We start from the raw sequence: 23,903 nt of genomic DNA on the forward strand, positions 1-23,903 counted from the left end.
GTCGGCGTTGCTGCGGGCAGGTCCGTCGGCGCGGCCGCTGCGGCACCGGGAGCGGAGCGAGCCCATCCGGATTGGTTACATCCAGAATGAGTGGTTCGCGAGATTTGACGAGGGGTCGGCATCCTCCGCAAGGATGAGTGGCGCCCCGGTCCGTCGGTCCCGAGGCTGTCCCGAGAACGGGCGCTGAGTCTGATCTTGGAGCGGAAAACGCCTGGGACGATGGTCCGCAGTGCCCATCCCATCGTCCCGAGGAGTGCCCCCACCATGACCACCCCCCACTTAGACGCCCCGACCACCGACCGCATCACTGCTGCCGCCGCCCGTGCCACGGAGCTGACCAAGGTGTATGGGCAGGACGAGACCCAAGTGGTCGCCCTTGACGCCGTCAACGTGGAATTCCAGCCTGCCGAATTCACCGCCATCATGGGCCCCTCTGGCTCCGGCAAGTCGACCCTCATGCACTGCATGGCGGGCCTCGACACGATTACCAGCGGATCCGCCCGCATCGGCGACACCGAGGTCACGACCCTCAACGACAAGAAGCTCACCCGACTGCGCCGTGACAAGGTCGGCTTCATCTTCCAGGCCTTCAACCTGCTCCCCACGCTGACCGCTCTGGAGAACATCACCCTCCCCATGGACATCGCGGGCCGCAAACCCGACCAGCAGTGGCTCGACACGGTCGTCAGCACCGTCGGCCTCGCCGGCCGCCTCAAGCACCGCCCCAACCAGCTCTCCGGGGGCCAGCAACAACGTGTCGCCGTCGCCCGCGCCCTCGCCGGCCGCCCCGAGATCATGTTCGCCGACGAGCCCACCGGAAACCTCGACTCCCGGTCCGGCGCGGAAGTCCTCGGCTTTCTCCGCACCTCTGTCCGAGAACTCGGCCAGACCGTCGTCATGGTGACCCACGACCCCGTCGCCGCCTCCTACTCCGATCGTGTCGTCTTTCTCGCCGACGGTCACATCGTCGACGACATGCACAGCCCCACCGCCGACGCCGTCCTCGACCGCATGAAGCGTTTCGACGCCAAGGGCCGCACGAGCTGACCATCGCCGGACACGATCTCCAGGACTGACACATCCACATCATGTTCCGTACCGCTCTGCGCAGCGTGCTCGCGCACAAGGCCCGGCTGCTGATGACCGTCCTCGCCGTGACGCTCGGCGTGGCCTTCGTCTCCGGCACCCTCGTCTTCACCTCGACCGTCACTGACGCCTACAAGAACAGCTCCCAGAAGGGCTTGGGCAACGTCGATGTCGCCATCCAGCCCCACAAGAGCGACAACGACAGGAGCAACCCCGGCGAGACCCCCCGGCTCACCCAGCGCCTGCTCGACCAGGTGGCCGCGGCGCCCGGCGTCGCATCGGTCACCGGCTCCGTGAGCGGCTTCGCAGCGGTCGCGGACAAGCACGGCGGGCTCGTCAGCAAGGGCGGCTCCTCCGGCGGTGCCAACTACTACCCCGGTGCTGACGGCAAGGACGCCCGCTACCCCATGAAGTCGGGCCAGGCCCCCGCGCGCGCCGGCGATCTGGCCCTCGACTCCAAGACCGCCGAACGGGCCGGCTACAGGGTCGGCGACATCGTCCGGATCTCCGTCGACGGCCCGGTGCTCCAACAGAAACTCACCGGCATCTTCACCACCGATGACGGCAACGTCTCCGCCGGCGGCAGCCTTGCCCTCTTCGACACCGCAACCGCGCAGAAGCTCTACGCCGAGCCCGGACAGTTCGACCAGATCGATGTGAAGGCGGCCGAGAACACCTCCCAGAACGCCCTGAAGGCCGACCTGGGCAGAATCCTGCCCGAGGACGCCGAGGCGACCACCGGCAGGAAGCTCGCCGACGATCAGGCCAAGGACATCGCCGAGTCCATGGACGGCATGACGACCGGCATGCTGGTCTTCGCAGGCGTCGCCCTTTTCGTCAGCATCTTCATCATCGCCAACACCTTCACCATGCTGGTGGCCCAGCGCACCAAGGAACTCGCCCTGCTGCGCGCCGTGGGTGCCACCCGCCGCCAGGTCACCCGCTCGGTGCTCATCGAGGCGCTGCTCGTGGGCACGGTAGCGGCAGTAGCCGGTCTGCTGGTGGGCATCGGTATGGGTGCCCTGCTGCGCTCTGTGATGGGCAGCTCCGGCACGGAGATCCCCGACGGCCCGCTCGTCATTCCGTCGTCCGCCGTCATCGCCTCGCTGGTGGTCGGCACCGTCGTCACCATGCTCGCCGCCTGGCTGCCCGGTCGCCGCGCCGCGAAGATTCCGCCGATCGCCGCCATGAACAGCGTCCACGCCGTCGCGACCGCACGCTCCTTAGCGGTCCGTAACGCCATCGGTGGAATCCTCGCCGCCGTCGGTGTTGTGACCAGTGTCCTCGCCAAGGACGAGAGCGTCATGGGCCTGGGCGCCATGTTGCTGGTCATCGGCGTCTTCGTGCTCACCCCCCTGCTGTCCCGACCCGTGATCGCCGCCGTCGCCCCCCTCCTGAGTGCCTTCGGGATGCCGGGCAAGCTCGCGCGGCAAAACGCGGTCCGCAACCCGCGTCGCACCGCCGCCACGGCCTCCGCGCTGATGATCGGCCTCACCCTGATCACCGGTCTGACCGTGATCGCCAGCAGCGTGCAGCAGGCCATCGACAAGATGGCCGCGGACTCTCTGAAGGCCGACTACGTGGTCGTGATGGCGAGCATGCACGATCTCTCTCCCGACATTGCCGAGAAGCTCGCCGCCACCGCAGACGTCACCGTCTCCAGCCCGATGCGGCCGGCCCCGGTTTTCATCGGTGACAAGGGCGAGTCACTGACCGGCGTCGATGGCGCGACCATCGGCCGACTCGTCAAGGCCGACTTCACGGACGGTTCGTTCGCCGGGCTGTCCGGAAAGAAGGTCGTCGTCGACGAGGAGACCGCGAAGAGCCATGGCTGGAAGATCAACTCCTCTTTCACCGTCACGTACGAGGACGGGCGGCGGGACAGCCTGACGGTCTCGGGCGTCTACGAGGGCACCCAGATGGTCCAGGGGATCATGGTGGACAACGCCACCGTCACCCCCCATCTGACCGAGGTCAACGACCGGCAGGTACTGGTGAAGACCGCCTCCGGTGGCAGTGCGGCCACCGAGGAGCGACTGCGCAAGGCCCTCGGTGACAACCCGGCCATCCAGATCCAGAGCAAGGCCGACATCTCTCGTGAGGTCGCCAAGCTCATCGGCTTGATGCTGAACATCCTTTACGGACTGCTCGCCATGGCGGTGATCATCGCGGTGCTCGGTGTCGTCAACACCCTTGCGATGTCCGTCTCCGAACGCCAGCGGGAGATCGGTATGCTGCGCGCGATCGGGCTCGGCAGCTCGTCCGTCCAGCGGATGGTCCGCCTGGAGTCGATGATCATTTCGCTCTTCGGCGGACTGCTCGGTGTCGCACTCGGAGTGTTCTTCGGCTGGGCCGCAGGTGAACTGATCAGCACCGGCATGCCCACGTACGAACTGGCTTTGCCCTGGGGGCGCCTGGCTCTCTTCCTGCTGCTGGCCGCGGTGGTCGGCATGCTCGCCGCGCTCTGGCCAGCCCGCCGGGCGGCCAGGATGAACATGCTCATGGCCATCAAGGCCGACTGAACTGGGGTACGGCGCTCGGAGGCACCGTACGGAAGCCCGACCGAATATGTCACCCCCCATGCGTCCCGTCGCGTTCGTCCCGGCGGGACGCATGTGCTCCACGGACGGAAGCGGGGTGTCCGGAGAAGGAACCGGCGGAAGAAAACGAGATCCGACTCATGAAGGCCCCTCCGCCCCGGTGTGACGACCGGTGCCCGAGACAGCGAATGGGCAAAGGGATTGTGCGTGAGGAGAACGACTACGGGGCGGTGCCGGAGGGGCACGATCCGGCGCACCGGTCTCACCAGGTCAGCGAAGATCATGGCGGAGTGGGACGAGGCTGTGCCGTCGGACCATAGGTCCTGGCCACCGTGCTCCGTCTGAGGGCCGCTCTGGCCGCGGATCTCCTCGCCGCGCTGTTCGGCAGCAGTCGCACCGCCATGTACCGCATACGTTTGAAGGTCAGGACGTGCTTGAGACCCACGGCATCACCGTGCCGCCGGCGACCGCTCCCTCACCGCCCTCGCACACCTCCAGGCCGGGTCAGCTCCCTGCGCAACGACCCCAGGCACAACACCAAGTCCACGTGTTGATGATCTGCGAGCTCTTGGGGCTTCAGCCGGGAGGCGGTGCGCCGACCCGGTTCTGATGACGACCGGCCATGGCACCACCGCCTGCACGGCACCGGCCATGGCACGACTCGAAGCCTCTCCGGGTTCGAGGCCGTCGAGGCGGCCTTCTTGCGACCGCGACCTGGTCCTGCTGATTGCGCGGGCCGCGGACGGAGCGCGAGCAGGAACCATCCACGTCGCCTACTTCACCCGTGGCGCAGCCGACGGCGGAAGGTCGTGCAATCGGCGTACGAGGGCAGCAGGCGCCGACGCTCTGCCTCCGCCAGGGAGGGAGCCTGTTCGTCCTTGGGGGACATCAGCAGAGCCATGTCGCGGGGCCAGCCAATGGCGAGGTCCGGGTCAAGAGGGTGGATCCCGTGCTCCCGGTCGGGGGCGTATCCCTCGGAACACAAGTAGACGACCGTGGCGTCATCGCTCAGTGCGAGAAAACCGTGTCCCAGGCCCTCGGAGAGGTACACCGCGCGGTGGCTCTCGTCGTCGAGGCGGATCGCTTCCCACTGCCTGAAGGTCGGGGAGCCGGTCCGTACGTCGACGACGACATCCATGACGGCACCACGCACGCACTTGATGTACTTCGCTTGGCCCGGCGGCACGTCCGCGAAGTGAATCCCTCGCAGTGCGCCCCGGCGGGAGACGGAGTAGTTGGCCTGGGCCAGGGTGAATTCCTCACCCGTGGCGACGGCGAAACCAGGCGCCTGAAACCACTCGTGGAAGGCTCCCCGGTCGTCGGGAAAGACCTTCGGCTCATGGATCCAGGCGCCCTCAATGGACAGCGGTCGCATGCGGCATCTATCTCCCGCGCGAAACCGAGGGGAAAGCCTCGGTCAACGCCTCGCGCCAGTCCCTGATGGGTTCGATGCCCGCCACCCGCCAGCGGTCGTGCCCGAGGACACTGTGGGCAGGTCGGGGCGCCGGGCGCACGAAGGCGTCGCTCGTGGTGGGGCGCACTCGCCCGGGATCGGCGCCCAGCATGCGGAACACCTCGCGGGCGAGTTCGAACCAGCTGGTGTGACCGCCGCTGGTGCCGTGGTAGACGCCTGCCGGGGCGGTGCCGCCGAGTGCGGCACGCCCGAGCAGGACCAGGCGGTCGGCGAGGTCCGTTGTCCAGGTCGGCTGGCCCTGCTGGTCGGCGACCACTTCCACGGTGTCCCTCGTGCCCTCCAGCTCGCTCATGGTGCGGACGAAATGGGTGCCGCCCGCCCCATAGAGCCAGGCGGTCCGCACCACATAGCCGGTGTCCGGAAGGATCCGCAGGACGGCCTGCTCGCCGACCAGCTTGGTCCGGCCGTACGCGCTCCGGGGGCCGGTCGGCGCGTCCTCGGGGTACGGCGTGCGGGCGCTGCCGTCGAAGACGTAGTCCGTGGACACATGCAACAGAACGGTCCCCAGCGTCCGGCACGCCTCGGCGAGGAGACGCGGGCCGGTGCCGTTGACCGCGAGGGCTTCCGGCTCATGGGCCTCCGCGTCGTCGACCGCGGTCCACGCGGCGCAGTTGACCACCACGGCGGGACGATGGACGGCAAAGGCGGCGCGCACGGACGCGGGATCAGTGACGTCGAGATCCGCGCGGTGGGTGGCCACCGTGGGGATGCCCTCCGCCGCCATCCGGCCGAGGACGTCCCGGGCCAGCATGCCGCCCGCTCCGGTCACGAGCCACGTACCTGCACCGGTCGCCGTCACAGCGCGGCCCGCTTCTTCAACGGCTCCCACCAGGCACGGTTGTCGGCGTACCACTGGACTGTCTCGGCCAGCCCCTGTTCGAAGCCGACGCGAGGCGCGTAGCCGAGCTCGTCGCGCATCTTGGTGCAGTCGACGGAGTAGCGCCGGTCGTGGCCCTTGCGGTCGGTGACGTGTTCGACACTGGTCCGCCAGTCGGCGCCGCACTCCCGCAGCAGCAGTTCGGTGAGTTCCGCGTTGGACAGCTCTGTGCCGCCGCCGATGTTGTAGATCTCGCCCGCCCGGCCCCTGGTGCGCACCAATTCGATGCCCTGCACGTGGTCGTCGATGTGCAGCCAGTCGCGGACGTTGGCACCGTCGCCGTACAGCGGCACCTTCCTGCTGTCCAGGAGGTTGGTGACGAAGAGGGGGATGACCTTTTCCGGGAAGTGGTGGTGCCCGTAGTTGTTGGAGCAGCGGGTCACCCGCACGTCCACGCCGTGAGTGCGGTGGTATGCCAGGGCTATGAGGTCGGAGGCGGCCTTGGTAGCGGAGTAGGGCGAGTTGGGCTGCGGCGGATGGGTCTCCGGCCAGGATCCCTCGTCGATGGAGCCGTAGACCTCGTCGGTGGAGATGTGTACGAACCTCGCGATGCCGGCCCGGTGGGCGGCGTCGACCAGGGTGTGCGTGCCGACGACGTTGGTACGGACGAACTCCGCGCCGCCGTCGATCGAGCGGTCGACGTGCGACTCGGCGGCGAAGTGCACCACCTGGTCGTGTTCGGCCATCAGCTTGCCGACCACTTCCGGATCGCAGATGTCACCCTGGACGAAGGCGAGGCCCGGGTGATCGCGAACCTCGTCCAGGTTGGCCAGGTTGCCCGCATAGGTGAGCTTGTCGAGCACGGTGACGGAGATGTCGCCGGGTCCGTCGGGGCCGAGCAGCTTGCGGACGTAGTGGGAGCCGATGAAGCCGGCCCCGCCGGTCACGAGAATTCGGGTCGTCATGAAGAGATCTGCACCTTGTTGTGATCAGCCGGCACTGGCTGGTGGGCTGGGGGTTGCGGGGGAGTGGGTCATCTGTGCGCCATGCGCCAGTCCTGCGGTACGTGCGTCGCGGCGAGCAGCAGACCTCGGTCGGCGGTCCAACGTCCATCGAGGGTTGTCGGCACGTCACCCTCGGGCGCTGCTTTGAGGATGCGGGCCCGGAAGGTCCCGCCGGGGGCGATGGTGATCACCGCTTCGTCGAAGCCGAGCCAGGTGCCGGTCAGTGGAGACCAGACCTTGTAGACCACCTCCTTGGCACAGAACAGCAGACGGTCCCAGGAGACACCGGCGTGCAGACGCCTGAGCGCGCCGTTCTGTTCCCGCTCCTCGGGGAGGGCGATGGCCTCCAGCATTCCGTCGGTCATGGGCAGGTCGGGTTCGGCGTCGATGCCGAGTGCACGCGTCCGTTGGCTCAGGCCGACTGCGGCCGCACGGTAGCCGCGGCAGTGCGTGATGCTCCCGATGACGCCGTCCGGCCACACGGGGGCACCCTTCGCCCCCGGCAAGAGAGGGGCGGGGGGTATGCCGAGGCAGAGCGCCGCGCGACGGGCCTGGTGCCGCCCGGTGGCGAACTCGTCCCGGCGCGCATCGCTCATCGCGGTGGCGTGTTCCTCTTCCTCGGGGAGCAGGACGGCTTCCGGGTCGTCCCCGAAGGACTCCGCCACCGCGATACCGGCCGGGACGATCCGCGAGAGCACCGTGTCCTCTCCGCTTAGTCCCGACACGGCGCGAGCAGTTCGACCTGCTCGACGGGGTCGCCGCCGGTGGGCAGGAGCGCGATCAGGGGAGTACTCAGTCCGTTGTCGACGTACTGCCGGATCCTGGCCCGGCACTCGTCGGCACCGCCATGCACGATCAGTTCGTCGACCACCTCGTCCGGAACGGCGGCGATGGCCCGCCAGTGGTCGTCGGTGTCCCAGGCCCTGTGCATGGCGGCGAGTGCCTCGCCACGGCCGAGCCAGTCGTGGAAGCCTCGGTAGGCGGGTGCGGTGAGGTAGCTGCTGATGAGCATTCGGCCGATGCGCCGGGCCTCGCGGGCGTCCTCCGTGACACAGGTGAAGACCGGGGCGACGAGTTCGAGTTCGTCGCCGATCTGCGCCCGGATTCTTGGCACGTCGGTGGGTGCCAGCCAGTTGGTGATCGCACCGTCCGCCTCGGCGGCGGCGAGCCGCAGCATTCCCGGCCGCAGCGCTGCGAGCAGGATGGGCACAGGCGCAGCGGGCGGGCGTTCGAGCCGGAACCGGTCGACTGTGAATGTCGGGTACGTGGCGCTCACCGTCTTGCCGGCGAGGGCCTCGCGCAGGAAGCGCAGGGTGTCGCGGGTGCGACCGAACGGCTGTGTGTGGGCCGTCGCGTTCCACTGCTCGACGACGACGGGCGACGAGGCACCGATGCCGAGCGCGACCAGGCCCGGTGCGCATTCGGCGAGGGCCGCCGTGCTCATCGCCAGCAGGCCAGGACCGCGGGTGAAGACCGGCACGACGGCCGTGCCCAGTCGCAAGCGGGACGACCACTGCGAGGCCAGTAGCAGCGGCGAGAACGCGTCGGTCCCCGACGTCTCGGCTGTCCACACGTCGGTGTAACCGAGCTCGGGCAACCGCTCGACGAGCTCGCGGTGCGCAGGCAGGGGGACACCGGGCAGCGGCAGGGTGATTCCCCAGCGGGTCATCGCATGGTCTCCGGTTCTCACTCGGCGGTTCCGGGAACGGATCGGCGGCCGTTCGTACCGGACGCGGGGGCAGCAGGTGTGAAGGCCGTCGGGCGGTTCAGCCTTCTCGAGCGGGTTGGTCCTCCCGTTCGTGGGGTCGGGGCACTCACAGGAGCCGGGTGTGGCTCCGACGCCCGGCCGGGCTCCCCAGGACGGGCCGGCGGCCACGTGGGGGAGTGCGGCCCACTACGGCGGAGACCGTCTGGGGAAACCGACCGCCCCGGCGACGAGGCTGCCATTGAGCCACGGCTTCCCGACCGGCTGCCGCGTCGGCCTCGTCGGGGACCACATCCGCACCGCCAACCTGCTGAATGTGCTGCTCCACAGCATGTCTCCCGCTCCGGAACGCGCCTCGGCTTCGGCATCACGGGCCTCCGGCGTCGCTGACGAGCTGTCAGACACTGGCCGCGATGGCCAGTGCAGGCACTCGGCGTCGGCAGAGAGTCCGCGGCACCTCCGCACTCCTGATCATTCGGTCCGACCACGGCTCACGGCGGCTTCACGACCGCTGGAGGGCGGAGGGAAAGCAAGACAGACAGGCGGCGCTCACCCTCGCACGCCACCGTGTCAGCGTCCTGCGGACTCTCATCCGTGATCGACCGTGCTACACCGCCCCGTCCGCGGTCATTCATACCGCTTGACGTCCAGACAGGGGCGTTCGGCCTCGGCCTGCGCCGCCAGCACGGCCTCCGCTTGCCGGACGAACAGGTCTGCGGCTGCGCGCACCTCTGCCGCCATCGGCCGGTCGGCCTCCAGGGGCGGGGAGATCCGGGCCAGTTCGGCCCAGACGCCGGTGGTCCCGGTGTCCTTGCCGGTCATCACGGCGAGCTGGGCGGCGCCGAGCGCGAGCGAGCCGACCACCAGCCAGCCCAGTTCCAGTGCCTCGGCGACTCCATTGGCGCCATTGAGTGCCATCGGCACGTGGTCCTGGTTCCAGCCGTTCGTCGGCAGGGTCGTCAGCGACGCCGGGGTCACCAGCTGTCGGATGCGGGAGACGAAGGATGTTGCGCTGATCTGTACGCCGGCGAGGCCACAGCCGCGGCCGGCCCGCGGTGTGAGCATCGGGGGCAGGCCGCCGTTGGTCGTGGGGTTGGTCACGAGTCCGAGCTGCCGCTCGGCCATGTACGCGGCCATGTGCATGGCCAGCCCGGTCTGCTCCGAGGCGAAGCCAACAGGCATGGCGTGGAAGTTGCCGCCGTGCAGGACCCGGCCTTCGTAGGTGACGGGGTTGTCGGTGACGCCGTTGGCCTCGCGGAGCAGAACCTCGCCGGCCATGGTGAGCTGGTCGAGCACCGCGCCTAGGGCCTGCGGCGCGCACCGGAGGCTGTACGGCTCCTGCAGCGGCCTGTCCTCGTCCCGCTCGAGGTTCTCGGGAAGCGACTGCCTGATCCAGTTCGCCACACGCAACTGGCCGACCTGGTTGCGGGCGCGGCCGATGCCCTCGTCGTAGTGCTCGGTGTTGCCGCCCAGCAGGACGGTCAGCCGCGCGGTCAGCTCCGCCACGGCACGAACGAGCCGGACCGCCGACTGCTGGTTCAGGATCGCGACCGCAAGGCCGACCCCGGTGCCGTTGACGAAGGCGAGTGCCTCCCGGACGGGCCAGTCGAGCGGCTCGGCGCCGAGCGCGGCCAGCGCGTCCTTCGCCGGAGTGAGGGTCCACCCGCCGGCGTTGTCGCGGACCCACGCTTCGCCGTAGCCGGCAAAGGCAAGGGCGGCGTGGGCCAGCGGCTGGAGGTCGCCGCTCGCGCTGACCGTGCCGTCGCGGGGGATCGCCGGGGTGAAGCCCTCGTTCCAGAGGTCGGCGAGGCGCTGCCAGAAGTCGGGCGAGACGGCTGAGAAGCCCTTGCGCATGCTGTTCAGTCGCAGCCAGACGACGAGCCGCGCCACCTCGGGCGGGAGGGGGCGGCCCTGGCCGGTGCCGAGGTGCGAGATCAGTGAGTTGCCCTGCTCCGCCTCGGACTTCGCGGCGAAGGTGACCAGCGGGCCGAATCCCTGCGTGAGCCCGTATATGGGCTTGCCGGTCACCAGGTGGTCGTCGATGGTCCGGGCGCTCGTCGCCATCCTGGCGATGTCCGCGTCGGTGAGCGGGCCCAGCTTCGCGGTCCAGGAGGCGGCGCGGGTGATCTCCGCCAGGTCGCCCAAGTCCGTCGTCGCGTTGCCGAATGTTTCGGAAGTCGATGTCACGTTGCTACCTCTGGGTCGGTGAGGGTGAGGTCGGAAGCTGCCGCAGTTTGCCCATCTCGGACCGGTCGATACGGGGCACCACGTGCACCTTCCGGGGGCGCACGCCAAGATGGGTGAGCACCGGTGCGAGATCGGTGCCGGCCTCTTCGGTCCCGGTCCGCGCCACGACGAACAGGTCGATGTGCTCGCCGATCATGCGGTCGTCGACCGTGACAAGGGCGAGGTCCTCGCAGTCGATTTCGGCGCGCAGCGTGTGCTCCGCCTCGTCGAGGTTGATCCGGCGCCCGTTCACCTTGACCAGGCGGCCGATCCGGCCGGCCAGCCGGAAGGTGCGCTCGTCGAGCCGTTCTACGAGGTCACCGGTGCGCCACTCCTCAGGCCTGGGCTCGCCGGGCCTGAAGCCGATCCGGGGGCTGCGGATCACCAGTGGCACCGCCGCGTCGGGCTCGGTGCCGGCTTCGGTGTCGGTGCCGGGGTCGGCGAAGGAGACGTCAGGGAAAAGGGTCCATGCCGGCGGCTCGTCGGCCCGCCAGCGGCGGGTCGCGATGCCACCGGTCTCCGTGGAACCCAGGAGCTCGACGAGCACCGCCCGGTCACGGCCGGCCTTCTCGAGGAACACGCCTGCGTCCGCCGGAAGCATCGCGCTGCTGTACAGGACGGTGATGTGCTCGAAGCGGCGCACCCAGTCCATGTGCTGGAGAAGCAGGGAGAAGATCCACGGGGTGGCCACCACGACGATCCGGCCGTGCTCCACATCCGGCATCGCTCCGACGTAGGTCGAGCGATACCACACCGGGAGGCCCAGTCTCGCCGGCATCAGCAGGGAAGCAAGGGCGCCGTAGACGTGGACCGGAGGGGCGAAGGCGACGACCGCGCCCGGTGCGTCCTGCCGGACGAGGTCCGCGAGCATCCCGGCCTCGAGCCAGGCGTCCTCACGAGTGCGACGCCAGCAGCGACTGGGACCGGTGCTGCCGGAAGTATGGAAGTCGAGGACATTCGGCAGGGCCTTGCGGACCAGTTCCTCCCCGTCCGTGACGTCGTCCCAGCGAACGCACCATGCCGTGCCGGTGACCTCCGGTGTGCCGAACCCCAACGACAGAAGCGTCGCAGCGCTCATCTGCTCATACCCCACGCGTACTCTCCTTTTTTCCATGTCCCGGCGACGGGGCGGCCGTCAGGCCACCGACTGGGCGACCTGCATGAGGTACCTGCCGTACTCGGAGTTCTTCATCCCGGCCCCGAGGTTGTGGCAGTGCTCGGCGTCGATGTAGCCCATGCGCAGGGCGATCTCCTCCAGGCAGGCCACCCGGACGCCCTGGCGCTTCTCGATGACCTGGACGTACTGGCTCGCCGCGAGCAGCGAGTCGTGCGTGCCGGCGTCCAGCCAGGTGTAGCCGCGTCCCAGCCGGATGAGCTGGGCGCGTCCCTGCTTGAGGTACGCCTGGTTGACATCGGTGATCTCCAGCTCGCCACGGAATGACGGGGTCAGCTGGCGGGCGATCTCCACCACATCGGGATCGTAGAAATAAAGCCCTGTGATCGCGTTGTCCGAACGCGGTTTCAGCGGCTTCTCCTCGATCGAGACGAGACGGCCATCGGCATCCGTCTCACCGATTCCGTAACGCTCCGGATCCGAAACCGGATAGCCAAAGAGAGTACAGCCGTCGAGGTTCTCCCGAGCGGTGCACAGCAACTTCGGGAATCCGGCGCCGTGAAAGACGTTGTCGCCGAGGATCAAGGCCGAACTTTCGTTGCCGATATAGTCCGCGCCGATGATGAATGCTTCCGCAATACCCTTGGGCTCCGCTTGCTCCGCGTAGCTGATCTCAAGCCCCAGAGACGACCCGTCGCCGAGCAGCGTCCGTAGCGCGGGAAGGCTACTCGGCGTCGAGATGATCAGAATCTCGCGGATTCCCGTGAGCATCAGGACCGACAGCGGGTGGTAAACCATGGGCTTGTCGTAGACCGCGAGCAACTGCTTGGACGTTGCCAGGGTGGAAGGGTGCATCCGGGTGCCACTGCCGCCGGCGAGAACGATTCCCTTCATCTATCCCCCAATTTGTTGTGGCCGACGAAATGCGTGCGACCGGGCTGGAATTCAATCCGGGGCCGAACGAAAAGATAGTCAGGCCCAGGACCTCATGCCAAGTGTTTCCGGGTCACCGAATGGTGGCCCCTCATTTTGGCGGCCGACTTCCTGTCCGAGTCCGCCGAAATCAGCCGGTGAATCTGGTGGTGAGCAGGTCCCGCCGGCGGGACGAGGGCGGGACCGTCCGTGCCCGGCGCCCGAGACCTGGTTCGGTTCAGCGATGTTTCGAACCGCCGCCGGTTCGGCTCGGACCGTCACCGCGCCGGCGATGCCGAGTCCGGGTCGGCCGCCTCCACTTGCCGCAGCGGGGCGCGCGAGTCCGTGGCGACGGCCTCGGTCATCGCCACCTCGGCCTGACGCACAGCACCGCCCGCAGGGCGCGGGGGCTCACGCGGCTTCAGGCACGGGCCCGATCGCCGGGACGGCCACGCCGGCCTGCACGGCGGAGCCGTCGACGAGGCGCACGACCCCGGTGTCACCGGCCGGGGAGAGACCACACGGAAACGGACGCGCGCCAGCCGCGCCGCAGGGGAGCGACACAGCGTCCCCGGCCATGAGGTCGGCCACGAGCGGCCGAAGCACGAGCAGGGCGCGAACTCCCCATTCTCCCGACGGGCGTCCGCCTGCGTCGTTCAGCGGTGCTGGTCGTCGGCCGTAGGCGACGTTCCTGCCCATGTCCCCCCACCGGGGCGGACCGGTACGACCTTCAGCAGCCCGCCGTGGTCGCGGTCCCTCTTCAGCAGGCGAATCGCGGTCGTCCCGGCGATGGCGCCCGCGCCGACCACGGCGACTCCGCGACCGGAATGCTCTTGTTCCAGGCATCAGCACATGTCTCTCAGCTTGAGTGAGACCCGTCGGACCGGGCGACCACGGCGCCGCCCGGGGGCGCGTGCCCGGAATCCCGGGGACCGTCCCCGGGTGCCAGGCGGGGCAGGACGACACCGGTGACGGCGGTGGTGATGACCGCGATCAGCACGAGCATCGTGAAGCACAGCTCGTTGATGAGTCCTGCCTGGAAGCCGATCGTGGCGATGACCAGCTCCGTGACACCGCGGCAGTTCATCAGGACACCGATCTGCAGCGCCTCGCGGCCGGGCAGCCCGGCCAGCTTGGCAGCGCCGCCAGCGCCCACCACCTTGGTGGCCTGGGTGATGAACAGGGCCGCGACGAAGACGAGCCAGGTGGTCGGGGCGGTGCCGAACATGCCCACCGAGGTCTTGAGGCCGACCCCGGCGAAGAACAGAGGCAACAGGATGAGCAGCGTGAAGCTCTGCAGCCGTCGGCCGATCCGTTCGATGACCGGTGAGCCGCGGGGCACGACGGTGCCGAAGAGGAACGCGCCGACGACGGGGTGCAGGTGCAGCAGATCGGTCAGCACCGCGTAGCCGATCGCGCCCACGACCAGGACCGCGGTCAGCAGCTCCTCGGACCTCATACGGGCCGTCAGCACCGCCAACAGCTGCCGGACCCCGAAGAACGTGAGGGCGACCAGCGCGACGACGAGGACCACGGTGCGCGTGATCTGCCCCGGGCCCCCGGCCTGTGTACTGGCCAGGATCAGCGTCAGTACCAGCCAGGCCAGCCCGTCCCCGACTGCCGCGCAGGTCATCGACAGGCCACCGGCGCGGGTACGGTCGAGCCCGAGGTCGACGAGGATCCGGGCGAGTACCGGCACCGCGGTGACGGCGAAGGCGAGCCCCATGAACAGCGCGTACTCCGTCGCCTGCACACCGGCCCCCGCCAGCGTCGAGCCGGCCGCGAGCGCGAAGCCGACGCCGCAGACGAAGGGCAGCCCCATGCCCCCGACCAACACGGCGCCCAGCGGGCCCTGGCGCTTACCGTGGCCGGTGCGGACCTCACAGCCGATCAGGAACATGAACAGGATGAGCCCCAGCTGGGCCACCTTGTCGAGGCTGTTCAGCACCTCCGAGGGGAAGAGCCAGTGGGTGGCGGTGGGCCAGCACAGGCCCAGGAGGGACGGGCCCAGTACCAGCCCGCCGAGTATCTCTCCCAGCACGGAAGGCTGCCCCAGCCGACGCAGGACCGCGCCGAACAGGTGGCTGACGAGCAGGATCACCGCCACGGCGACGAGGAACCGGGGGAGCGAGTCGGGCGTCACGACGCGATCGCATCCGCCGGCACGCCGGTGAAGCCACGCCTGCCGTACAGCAAGGGCCGGCCGACACCGTTCTCGACGCCCACCGGCCGTCCGAAGACGGCCACGTGGTCGCCGACCGTCAGCGTGTCGACGACGCGGCACTCGGCCATCGCGTACGAGTCGTCGCACAGCCACGGCAGCCCATGCCGCTTCGAAGGGCGCCAGGTCACCAGCTCGAAGCGGTCCGGCCGGGCCGAGGCGAAGGTCTCGGCAGCCTCACGGCTGCCCTCGTGCAGCAGGTTCACGGCGAACGTGCCCTGCTCGCGCAGTGCGGCGAGCGTGCCACTGCGTACGTCGAGGCAGACCTGGAGCGTGGGGGGCGTGAGCGTCACACTCGTCAGAGAGCTGCACGTCATCCCGTGCGGGCGCCCGTTCCCGTCGATGGCGGTGACGACGGTGACCCCGGTGAAGTAGGAGCTCATGAAGCAACGAAAGGCATCTGGGATGCCCTGCGCGCTGGTTTCCAAGACGAATCCCTTCTGTCACGCGAGGATATGGAGCCGAGGACCTGGACCTGAGATCAGTCGTTGATGCTCGCCAGGTACTCGTAGCAGCTGGGCAGCGCCCTCACGAGTGCCTCGCCCTCGGCCTTGAGCCGGGCGAACTCCGCGACGGCGTTGGCCGGTTCGAGGTGCCGCAGCGCCGGGTGCGGAGCATCGGGGAGGTGGCCGAGGCCGAGAGTCATGGCGTTCCAGGAGTAGCTCTCGAACCCGTGGTAGTACGGGTAGATCGTCTCCTCGCAGAACAGCTTCGCCCGGGCGAGGTCGAGCTTCTCCACCAGTCCGTCGGGTGCCGGGCGGAGCTTGGCCTCCTTCCAGTACGGCGTGTCCTCGCGCCGGGCGGCCTTGTAGTGCAGAACGAGGAACTCCTTGACCCCGTCGACGGCGCGGGCGACGCGCGTGTTGTACGCGGCCGTCATCCGGGGATCGAACCGCTCGTCCGGGAAGTGCTTGACGAGTTGTTCCACGGCGTGCTGGATGAAGAAGATGCCGGTCGACTCCAGCGGCTCCACGAAGGCGCTGGAGAGACCGATGGCCACGCAGTTCTTGACCCACGAGTCACGGTTGCGGCCGATGCGCATGCGGATGTGATTGGCCTGGAGATCGTCCCGCTCGGGTGCCACCTTCGCACGCAGCTCGGCCTCGGCCTCCTCGGGGCTGATGAACCGGTCCGAGTAGACGTAGCCGTTGCCGTTGCGGCGGAAGAGCGGGATGGTCCACATCCAGCCGGCGTTCATGGCCGTCGCCGTGGTGTACGGTGCCATGTCCGTCGACTCCTCGCGCGGGACCCGCAGCGCGACCGCCCGGTTGTTGGGAAGCACGTCCTCGAAGGACTCGAACTTCTCGCCGAGCGTCTGGTTGATCAGCAGTCCGCGGAAGCCCGTGCAGTCGATGAACAGGTCGCCGGCCAGGTCGCCGCGGGACGCGGTCGTGACATGGCTGATCCAGCCCCGCTCGTCCTGCGCGACGTCCACGACATCGTCGATGACGTGCTTGACGCCACGCTGCCGGCCGTACTCCGCCAGGTAGGCGGCGACCGCGTCGGCGTCGAAGTGGTACGCATAGGGGAACTGAGCCCGCTGCTCGTCCAGGGTGGACTTGCCGAGGTCGTTGTCGAGACCGGAAGCAAAGAGCGACCCGTCCAGCATCCGGGGTGAGCGTTTGGCCTCGCACAGCGCCGTGGTGATGAAGCAGGAGCGGTCGAACGGCTCGCTGCGATCGCCGAGTTGCAGCCACCAGTCGGCCATGGAGAAGCCGTCGACGACGCTGAGGCGCTCGAAGGGGTGGTAGAAGTACTCCCCCGGCGCAGACCAGTCCTCGAAGCGGATGCCCAGCTTGTACCCGCCGGCGCACTTGGGCAGCCAGTCGGCCTCGTCGAGGCCCAGGTAGTCGAAGAAGTGCCGCACGGTGCTGAAGGTCGCCTCGCCGACGCCGATACGCGAGACCTGGGCGGACTCCACCACCGTGACATCGACCCGGTCGGCGAACGCCGCTTTCAAGTAACTCGCCGTCATCCAGCCGGCCGTGCCGCCACCGACGACGACTACGGATCGGATCATTTCCAGACTCCTCAGTAGCTTTGATGGAACGTCAGGCACGACCGCAGCCGACCGGTGCGGCGGGCCCAGTCACCGCCGGCGGGGGGATTACCGGCGGCGAGGCCCGACGGGGCGCGCGCCGGCTGTGCCGGGCGCGTAACGGGCGGGCCGGGGCTCAGACGACGCGCACCTCGGGTACGTAGAGGATCCACTTGCCTCCGGCGTCCCGGAACGCCGCTTCCTTCGCCATGATCTCTTCGGCGTGATTCCACGCGAACAGCAGGGCGTAGTCGGGGTAGGAATCCGAAAAGGCGGACGGCGGATTGACCGGGATATGGGTGCCCGGAGTGAGCTTTCCCTGCTTCACCGGAGTGGTGTCGCAGACGAACGAAACAAGGTCGGGGCCAATACCGCAGAGGTTCGCCACCGTGGCGCTCTTGGCCGTAGCGCCGTAGCCGACCACCGTTTTGCCATCGGTGCGGAGTTTCCGCAGCAATGACGTCAGGTCGTCACGGATCTTCAGTACGTTCTCGCCAAATCTGTGCAATGTGGCGATTTCGGCCAGCTTGTTTTCCTTCTCCTCCGCGAGAAGGGCGGCCACGGCACCGGACGGATTCCGCTGGCTGGCCGGTGCGAGGGTGTAACGGACCTCGCCGCCGTGCACGGGGATGCGCTCGACATCCACCAGCTCCAGTCCGTTCCGCGCGGCCATCTCCTGGACCGAACGCGCGGTGAAGAAGAAGAAATGCTCGTCGTAGATCTGATCGAACGAGGTGCGCTCGACGATGTCGCCGAGATAGGGGTCCTCGAAGACGAAGACACCTGTCGGCTTCAGCAGAGCCCGGACGCCGGCCAGGACCGATTCCATATAGGGGATGTGGCAGAGGGTGTTGGCCGCGTAGATGACGTCGGCCGGACCGTCGACGGCCAGGATCTCCTTGGCCGTCGAGTCCTCGAAGAAGGACTTCCGGACCCGGATCCCCTTGGCTGCCGCGAGGTCCGCGACGCTGCCCGAGGGCTCGACACCCAGGTGGCGGACGCCGGACTCGGCCAGCGCCTTGAGCATCACGCCATCGTTGCAGCCCAGTTCGACGATGAACGGGTCCTCAGCGGTGAGCTCGGTGGCGAGCAGGCGCTTGGCCAGGTCCTCGAAGTGGTCCCGCATGAAGGCCGAGCCCGAGGAGAAGTACGGGTACGTCTCGTGGAACATGCGGTCGCGCGGGACCTCCTCCATCAGCTGCACCATCGTGCAGTCCGCGCAGAGACCGACGGCGAGCCGGAAGAAGAACTCCTGCTCGAAGTCCGCATCCTGCGGAAGGAATGCATCGGACAGCGGCTGGCGACCGAAGTTGAAAAACTCCTGCACCGTGCCACCGCATACGCGGCATGGGGACTTGTTTGACATACACGCTCCTGCGAAACCAAAGCGACTGCGGTTTGTTGAGATACCGAACACCTCGGCACGGTCACTTGAGCCACGTCCGAAGCGGGTGTCGATGAGTCTGCTCCGCCGAGCGTCCCGACGGAAGTCCGTCTATTCGCTTTCCTGTCTCGCTGGCGGGACAAGCGGCAGAACCAGTTTCCGCGCATCCGTGAATTGATGCGAGCAACGGACGTCGATTGACTGTGACCGGTCCAGTCGCTAGCGTCAATCCGGTTCCCCACATATATCGACCGGCATGTCAACCCTGCCGGAAATTCGGCGACTCCGCGAGTAGTCGCAGCCCTCGCGGCCTCGTCCCAAGGAGGGAAATCAATGATCATTGCCGGGCTCAGGCTGTCCCAGGGCGGCGGAATCGCCCTGATCCGTGACGGCAGGCTCGAGTTCGCCGTCGGAATCGCGGACCTGAACAGCGATCCGTGGCGCAGCCGGTGGGAAGGACTCGAAACCATACCGAAGTTGCTTGCCGCCGAGGGGTACGACGTCGACGAGATTGACGCCTGGGCGGTCGACGGCGGGCACGAGGAGGCCGGGCAACCGTCCAGCACCGTCTTCCCCGCGGTCACCGGCGAGTTCGATGGCGGCCTCACCGCTTCGTACACCGCCTACCCGCGCGCAGGCAGCCTTGCCGCAGGGGCGTACTGCACGAGCCCCTTCGCCCGCCGCTCGGAGCCGTCCGTGGTCCTGGTGTGGGACGGCGACCGTGCTCCCCTCCTCTTCCACGTCGGTGCCGACGGCCGGATTGAGGCGGGCGGCGAGGTGATGACCGCCGATGGCGACCCGCTGGAGCAGATCGCTCGGGCGGTGCGCGACTGGCGGGGCGAGGAGCCGGTGAACCTGTGCTTCGGCGGTGACCACGCGCTCGACATCCAGGCGAATTCCTCTCTGCGCGCCCATCCGGCGGTACGCGAACTGTGGGTGCCGCCGTTTCCCGACGCGTCGGGAGCGGCGATCGGAGCCGCGGCACTGCACCTCGGCCGGGAGACCGGCCTGCGCGCCCTCGACTGGGGGGTCCGCTCCGGCCCCGAGGTGGGCCGCAACCCTCACCTGCCGGAGGGCTGGTCCGTCTCGCCCTGTCGGCCGGAGGAACTGGGCCGGCTGTTGCACCTCACCGGCAAGCCGGTGATCTTCCTCAACGGGCGGAGGAAGACGGGCCCGACTTCGTTGGGCAGCCGCAGTGTCCTCGTGCCCGCCGTCGACGTCGAGGCGCGTGCCGTGCTCGGCAAGCTCACCCGTGGCAACGACGCGCGGGACGTGCCGGCCGCCCTGTGCCTCACCGAACACGTCGCTGAAGTCTTCGAGCCGGGGATCCCTGACCCGTACCGGTCCTACGAGCACCGGGTTCGCCCGGAGTGGGCCGAGCGCCTCCCGGCGATCGCAGCGGACCACGGCGTCGCCGTGCAGACGGTGGAGGCCGACGACGACCAGGTGCTCACCGCGATGCTGAGTGAGTACCAGAAGTGGAGCGGCGTCCCGGTGCTCTGCTGTGCCGACGCCGGCCAGCCCGACAGCGGGCTCTTTCCCGACGCGGTGTCCGCCATGCGCCAGAACGAGATCGACACGATCTGGGGCAGCGGCGTCCTGTACCGCCGGATCCGTTGCCGCGAAGCATAACTAGAGGAGCCGATCCCATGAACCGTGTACCCCGTGCGATGGTCATCTCGCTGCAGAAGTCCGGCACCCACCTGATGCAGGAGCTGATGCTCGAACTCGGTTACAAGATGGTCGGTGTTCCCCGACCAGGGCCGAACACCGTGCCCCGCTTCGACGAGGAGCAGCGCCTGGCCATCTCGGCGCTGGTGCTTTCCAAGACCGACTACGAGAAGCTGGAACAGCTGCGCGGTACCGCGCTGTTCGAGGAGCGCACCGCGGACACCTGGTCCGCGCTCGTCTGGCACTGGCAGCGCCGTCTCGGCCAGCACGTGGTCAACCGCTACGGGCAGACCCGCCTCGACCGCGCCGACGAGATCATCACGAATCCGCACCTGCCGTACTCCTGGTTCGCGGACACGCCCGCCGACCTGTGCTGGATCTTCCACGAACTCGACCTCGAACGCGTGGACGGCAGCTTCCTGAGCGAGTGGGTGGAGACGGACAGCCCACCGCTGGTCTACAACTACCGCGACCCACGCGACACCATCGTCTCGATGATCAACTTTCTGGAAGGTCGTACCCGCGAGGGCTACGGCAACTTCTATGAGGCGGACATCTGCAGCGCCATCCTGGCGAGCAAGCCGACCTGGGAAGAGAAGATCGACTACGCGCTGAGCGACCCCTCGTTCCTCGCCAGGAACCAGTTCACCAGGGGGATGTGGCTGCTCAACCACCCGAAGGTCTGCAAGGTCCGCTACGAGGACCTCGTCGGCCCCCGGGGCGGCGGGACCCGGGAGAAGCAGATCGAGACCGTGGGCCGGGTGCTGGCGCACTACGGCAGCGACCGGGACCCCGAGGCGGTCGCCGACAAGATCTACAACCCCAACTCCTGGAGCTTCCACCAGGGACGCAGCGGGGGCTGGCGGGAGCGGTTCACCGAGCGCAACCTCGCCAAGTTCAACGAGGTGTTCGGCGACCTGCTCGAGCAGTACGGGTACGAGTAGGCACGGATGCGACAAGGACCGCACATGAACGACGTCGCCGGCCGCCTGCGGACGCTGGCCCGGGCCCGGGCCCGGTCGGCGCGGCGGGCCTGGGCCGAGGCCGCGCCGCTGTGGGACGAGGTGGTCACGGCGAACCCGGTCAATGGCGAGCACTGGGACCGGCTCGCCGAGGCGCGGTTCGGACTCGGTGAGTACCGCGCTGCCCTGCCGGCGTACGAACGTGTCCTGGCGCTCGGTGTGTCCCCGGACCGGGAGACCTCACGACCCGGGGCCGTCCCGTACCAGATCGCGCGCTGCCGTGCCCGGCTCGGCGACGTGGACGGCGCACTGGACGCGGTACGGGCCGCGCTGGCGGCCGGCTTCCGCGACGTCCAACGCGTCCGCGGCGACGAGCACCTCGCGGCGCTGCGCGGCGATCCCCGGCTGGCGGAACTGCTCGGCGGCCCCGCGGCCGGGGGTGATGGGCGCGAGGAGGGGTGGCGCGGCGACTTGGCCCTCCTCGCCCGCGAGGCGAAGCGCCGTAGACCGCCGGCGAGGACGAGGGAGGCCGAGGAGCGGTTCGACGCGCAGGTCGCCCTGCTGGGCGAGCGGATCCCGCAGCTCACGGACGCCCAGGTGTTCGTCGAGCTGTGGCGGCTGCTGCGGCCCCTCGAAGACGGACACGCGCGCGTGCTGGTCCCTGATCCGGATCACGAGCTCAACCACCTGCTGCCCGTGCAGTTCTATCTCTTCGAGGAGGGCCTGTTCGTCACCGCTGCCGCCCCCGGGTACGAGGCGCTCCTCGGCGCGCAGGTGCGCGCGTTCGACGGCACGGCGACCGAAGAGGTCATGACGGTGGTAGAGCCGGTCATCACGCGGGACAACGACTACGGGCCCAGGCACAACCTGCCCACCTGGCTGCGGCGCACGGCGGTGCTGCACGCGCTCGGGGTGACGGGCGACTCCGCGAAGGCGACTCTGACGGTGACGGCCGCCGACGGCGAGCGCAGGGAGGTGTCCCTGCCCGCGGCCGCGGGCGCGGTGGACGGCTTCCCGGCACCGCCGGGCTGGCGCTTCTTGCCGGATACGCTCAGCGAGCCGGTGCCGCTCTCCCTGCGCAACGCGGGCTGCTGCTATTGGTTCGAGTACCTGCCGGCGGACCGGCTGGTGTACTTGCAGCTGAACAACATCATGAACGATCCGGACGAGCCGTTGGCGGACTTCACCGACCGGCTCTTCTCCTTCATCGAGGAGTACCCGGTCGACCGGCTCGTCATCGACCTGCGCTGGAACGGCGGGGGCAACACGTTCCTGGCGACCGGCCTGCTGCGTCGGCTGCTGTCGTGCGCCAAGCTCGGCCGCCGAGGCTCGCTCTTCCTGGTCGTCGGGCGGCGGACCTTCTCAGCGGCCCAGAACACAGCGACGCTGATCGAGCGGTACACCGATGCCGTGGTGGTGGGCGAGCCGACCGGGTCGCGCCCGAACTTCACAGGGGAGACGGCACCCTTCCTCCTGCCCCACAGCCGGCTGCGGGTCAACATCTCGGACCTGTACTGGCAGAGCTCGTTCCCGATGGACTCGCGCACCGCAATCGCCCCGGACCTTTACGTCCCGCCGACCTTCGACGATTTCCGTTCCAACCGGGACCCGGTGATGGAGGCGATCCGGTCCTGCACCGAGCACCTGCCGGGCTGGTGAGACGTCCGGCGAGCACTGTGGCGGGGACGCCGGTCGGCATCCCCGCCACAGTTCTTTCCGTACCGGAGTCTCTCAGGCAGGCCGCGAGATCGCGGCCTGCCCGATCTTCTCGATCAGCGCCGCCTGCCGCAGTGTGCCGTCCTGCTGGGGCCGGATGTCACGGCCGCCGAGGACCGCTTCCACGAATGTTTCAATGACGTTCGCGAACTGGTGATCGGTCGCCAACACCCGCTCCTCCAGGTGGTCCTGCCGCTCGATCCGCACCACGGGACGGTGCGTCTCCGGCGGGGTGAAGACCCGGTCCAGCATGAGGCGTCCGGTGCTGCCGGCGAGGCTGTAGTCGTTGCGGTACGAGTGCTCCATACCGAACGCCAGCTGGGCCGGTACGCCGTCGGGCGTGCACAGCAGCACGCTGCCCGACATCACCACGTCGTGGTGCCGGTCGTGCCGGAACACGGCTCCGACAACCTCGAGGTCACCGCCGAGGAAGTACTGGGCCACCCGGACCGGGTAGCCGCCGAAGTCGAGGAACGCTCCACCGCCGACCGAAGGCCGGTAGCGGATGTCCCCTTCGGGCTTGGGCGGGATGGTGAAGGCACTGGCGAAGCCGCGCAGCTCACCGATCGCGCCCTCGGCCAGTACCTTGCGCACGGCCTCGTGCTGGGAGTGGTAGAGGAACATGTAGTTCTCCAGCAACACGACCCCGCGCGACCTGGCCGCCTCAAGCAGCCTGCTCGTCTCGCGGTAGCTGCTGGTCATCGGCTTCTCGACCAGCACGTGCTTGCCGGCCTCGAGGGCCCGCTCGACCCACTCGGCGTGCAGCAGGCCGGGCAGCGGGATGTAGACGGCATCGAGCTCGTCAAGCTCGAGCAGCGCGTCGTACCCCTCGAGCGGGACGCCGCCGAACCGCTCGGTGAAGGCTTCCGCGCTCTGCTGGCTCCGGCTGGCGATGGCGACGACCTCCACGGCGGAGTTCCCGGCCATCGCCGGGAGGGTCCGCCGCCAGGCGATGTCGGCGCAACCCATGACCCCCATGCGCAACCGGCCGTTCATATTATCGAACATGTGAAAACTCCGCTCGGCAAGAGAT

19 protein-coding genes and 1 pseudogene are annotated in these 23,903 nt (G+C 68.6%); 6 read left to right on the top strand and 14 right to left on the bottom strand.

Features of this window, described 5'->3' with window-relative positions; genetic code table 11:
* The first annotated feature begins 264 nt into the window (after positions 1-264).
* From F9278_RS28105 to F9278_RS48820, 3 genes and pseudogenes are all read left to right on the top strand, one after another.
* Positions 265-1,047, top strand: a complete 783-nt coding sequence (locus tag F9278_RS28105) for an ABC transporter ATP-binding protein (RefSeq protein ID WP_152170801.1) — start codon at positions 265-267, stop codon at positions 1,045-1,047.
* Positions 1,048-1,088: 41 nt separating this feature from the next.
* Positions 1,089-3,608, top strand: coding sequence for an ABC transporter permease (locus tag F9278_RS28110; RefSeq protein WP_152170802.1), 2,520 nt, complete (start codon positions 1,089-1,091; stop codon positions 3,606-3,608).
* Positions 3,609-3,946: 338 nt separating this feature from the next.
* A pseudogene (locus F9278_RS48820) lies at positions 3,947-4,127 on the top strand (ISAzo13 family transposase); the annotation flags it as partial.
* 277 nt (positions 4,128-4,404) lie between these two features.
* Here F9278_RS48820 and rfbC read toward each other — a convergent pair.
* The 13 genes from rfbC to F9278_RS28170 all read right to left on the bottom strand — a co-directional run bounded on the left by rfbC (position 4,405) and on the right by F9278_RS28170 (position 18,503).
* A complete protein-coding gene (rfbC, locus tag F9278_RS28115; RefSeq protein WP_152170803.1) occupies positions 4,405-5,001 on the bottom strand; it encodes a dTDP-4-dehydrorhamnose 3,5-epimerase in 597 nt (198 codons plus the stop codon).
* Positions 5,002-5,008: 7 nt separating this feature from the next.
* A complete protein-coding gene (gene rfbD, locus F9278_RS28120) occupies positions 5,009-5,869 on the bottom strand; it encodes a dTDP-4-dehydrorhamnose reductase (RefSeq protein ID WP_264300184.1) in 861 nt (286 codons plus the stop codon).
* A gap of 26 nt (positions 5,870-5,895) precedes the next feature.
* The gene (gene rfbB / locus F9278_RS28125) at positions 5,896-6,882 is read right to left on the bottom strand and encodes a dTDP-glucose 4,6-dehydratase (protein ID WP_152170804.1); all 987 of its coding nucleotides are present in this window, start codon (positions 6,880-6,882) and stop codon (positions 5,896-5,898) included.
* A 68-nt stretch (positions 6,883-6,950) separates the two neighbouring features.
* Entirely contained in the window at positions 6,951-7,619 is a 669-nt protein-coding gene (locus F9278_RS28130; RefSeq protein WP_152170805.1) for a 4'-phosphopantetheinyl transferase family protein, read from the bottom strand.
* 14 nt (positions 7,620-7,633) lie between these two features.
* Positions 7,634-8,590 carry an LLM class F420-dependent oxidoreductase gene (locus tag F9278_RS28135; protein ID WP_152170806.1) on the bottom strand — a complete coding sequence of 319 codons (957 nt, stop codon included), beginning with the start codon at positions 8,588-8,590 and terminating at the stop codon, positions 7,634-7,636.
* Positions 8,591-9,253: 663 nt separating this feature from the next.
* Positions 9,254-10,813: an HAL/PAL/TAL family ammonia-lyase gene (locus F9278_RS28140; protein WP_152170807.1), complete on the bottom strand. Its 1,560-nt coding sequence runs from the start codon at positions 10,811-10,813 to the stop codon at positions 9,254-9,256.
* A 4-nt stretch (positions 10,814-10,817) separates the two neighbouring features.
* The gene (locus F9278_RS28145; RefSeq protein ID WP_152170808.1) at positions 10,818-11,945 is read right to left on the bottom strand and encodes an AMP-binding protein; all 1,128 of its coding nucleotides are present in this window, start codon (positions 11,943-11,945) and stop codon (positions 10,818-10,820) included.
* Positions 11,946-11,987: 42 nt separating this feature from the next.
* Positions 11,988-12,860, bottom strand: a complete 873-nt coding sequence (gene rfbA, locus F9278_RS28150) for a glucose-1-phosphate thymidylyltransferase RfbA (RefSeq protein ID WP_152170809.1) — start codon at positions 12,858-12,860, stop codon at positions 11,988-11,990.
* A gap of 674 nt (positions 12,861-13,534) precedes the next feature.
* On the bottom strand, positions 13,535-13,687 hold the full coding sequence (locus tag F9278_RS46375; protein ID WP_193241673.1) for a hypothetical protein: 153 nt from the start codon (positions 13,685-13,687) through the stop codon (positions 13,535-13,537).
* 50 nt (positions 13,688-13,737) lie between these two features.
* Positions 13,738-15,021, bottom strand: coding sequence for a cation:proton antiporter domain-containing protein (locus tag F9278_RS28155; protein WP_152170810.1), 1,284 nt, complete (start codon positions 15,019-15,021; stop codon positions 13,738-13,740).
* Positions 15,018-15,482, bottom strand: a complete 465-nt coding sequence (locus tag F9278_RS28160; protein ID WP_152170811.1) for a flavin reductase family protein — start codon at positions 15,480-15,482, stop codon at positions 15,018-15,020. The genes F9278_RS28155 and F9278_RS28160 overlap by 4 nt, the downstream gene beginning before the upstream one ends.
* A gap of 98 nt (positions 15,483-15,580) precedes the next feature.
* Positions 15,581-17,119: a tryptophan halogenase family protein gene (locus F9278_RS28165; protein ID WP_152170812.1), complete on the bottom strand. Its 1,539-nt coding sequence runs from the start codon at positions 17,117-17,119 to the stop codon at positions 15,581-15,583.
* Between the two features lie 154 nt (positions 17,120-17,273).
* Positions 17,274-18,503: a class I SAM-dependent methyltransferase gene (locus F9278_RS28170; RefSeq protein WP_152170813.1), complete on the bottom strand. Its 1,230-nt coding sequence runs from the start codon at positions 18,501-18,503 to the stop codon at positions 17,274-17,276.
* 351 nt (positions 18,504-18,854) lie between these two features.
* Between F9278_RS28170 and F9278_RS28175 the strand changes: the two genes are divergently transcribed.
* Genes F9278_RS28175 through F9278_RS28185 form a run of 3 tightly spaced genes read left to right on the top strand, consistent with a single transcriptional unit; the run spans position 18,855 to position 22,813 of the window.
* Complete coding sequence (locus F9278_RS28175) at positions 18,855-20,153, top strand: carbamoyltransferase N-terminal domain-containing protein (RefSeq protein WP_152170814.1); 1,299 nt, start codon at positions 18,855-18,857, stop codon at positions 20,151-20,153.
* Positions 20,154-20,170: 17 nt separating this feature from the next.
* Positions 20,171-21,136, top strand: a complete 966-nt coding sequence (locus F9278_RS28180) for a hypothetical protein (RefSeq protein WP_152170815.1) — start codon at positions 20,171-20,173, stop codon at positions 21,134-21,136.
* Positions 21,137-21,160: 24 nt separating this feature from the next.
* Entirely contained in the window at positions 21,161-22,813 is a 1,653-nt protein-coding gene (locus tag F9278_RS28185) for a TPR end-of-group domain-containing protein (protein ID WP_152170816.1), read from the top strand.
* A 72-nt stretch (positions 22,814-22,885) separates the two neighbouring features.
* Here F9278_RS28185 and F9278_RS28190 read toward each other — a convergent pair whose 3' ends face one another.
* On the bottom strand, positions 22,886-23,878 hold the full coding sequence (locus tag F9278_RS28190) for a Gfo/Idh/MocA family protein (RefSeq protein WP_226966985.1): 993 nt from the start codon (positions 23,876-23,878) through the stop codon (positions 22,886-22,888).
* Between the last annotated feature and the right edge of the window lie 25 nt (positions 23,879-23,903).

Origin of the sequence: Streptomyces phaeolivaceus, from assembly GCF_009184865.1 — a bacterium.
Taxonomy (GTDB): domain Bacteria; phylum Actinomycetota; class Actinomycetes; order Streptomycetales; family Streptomycetaceae; genus Streptomyces; species Streptomyces phaeolivaceus.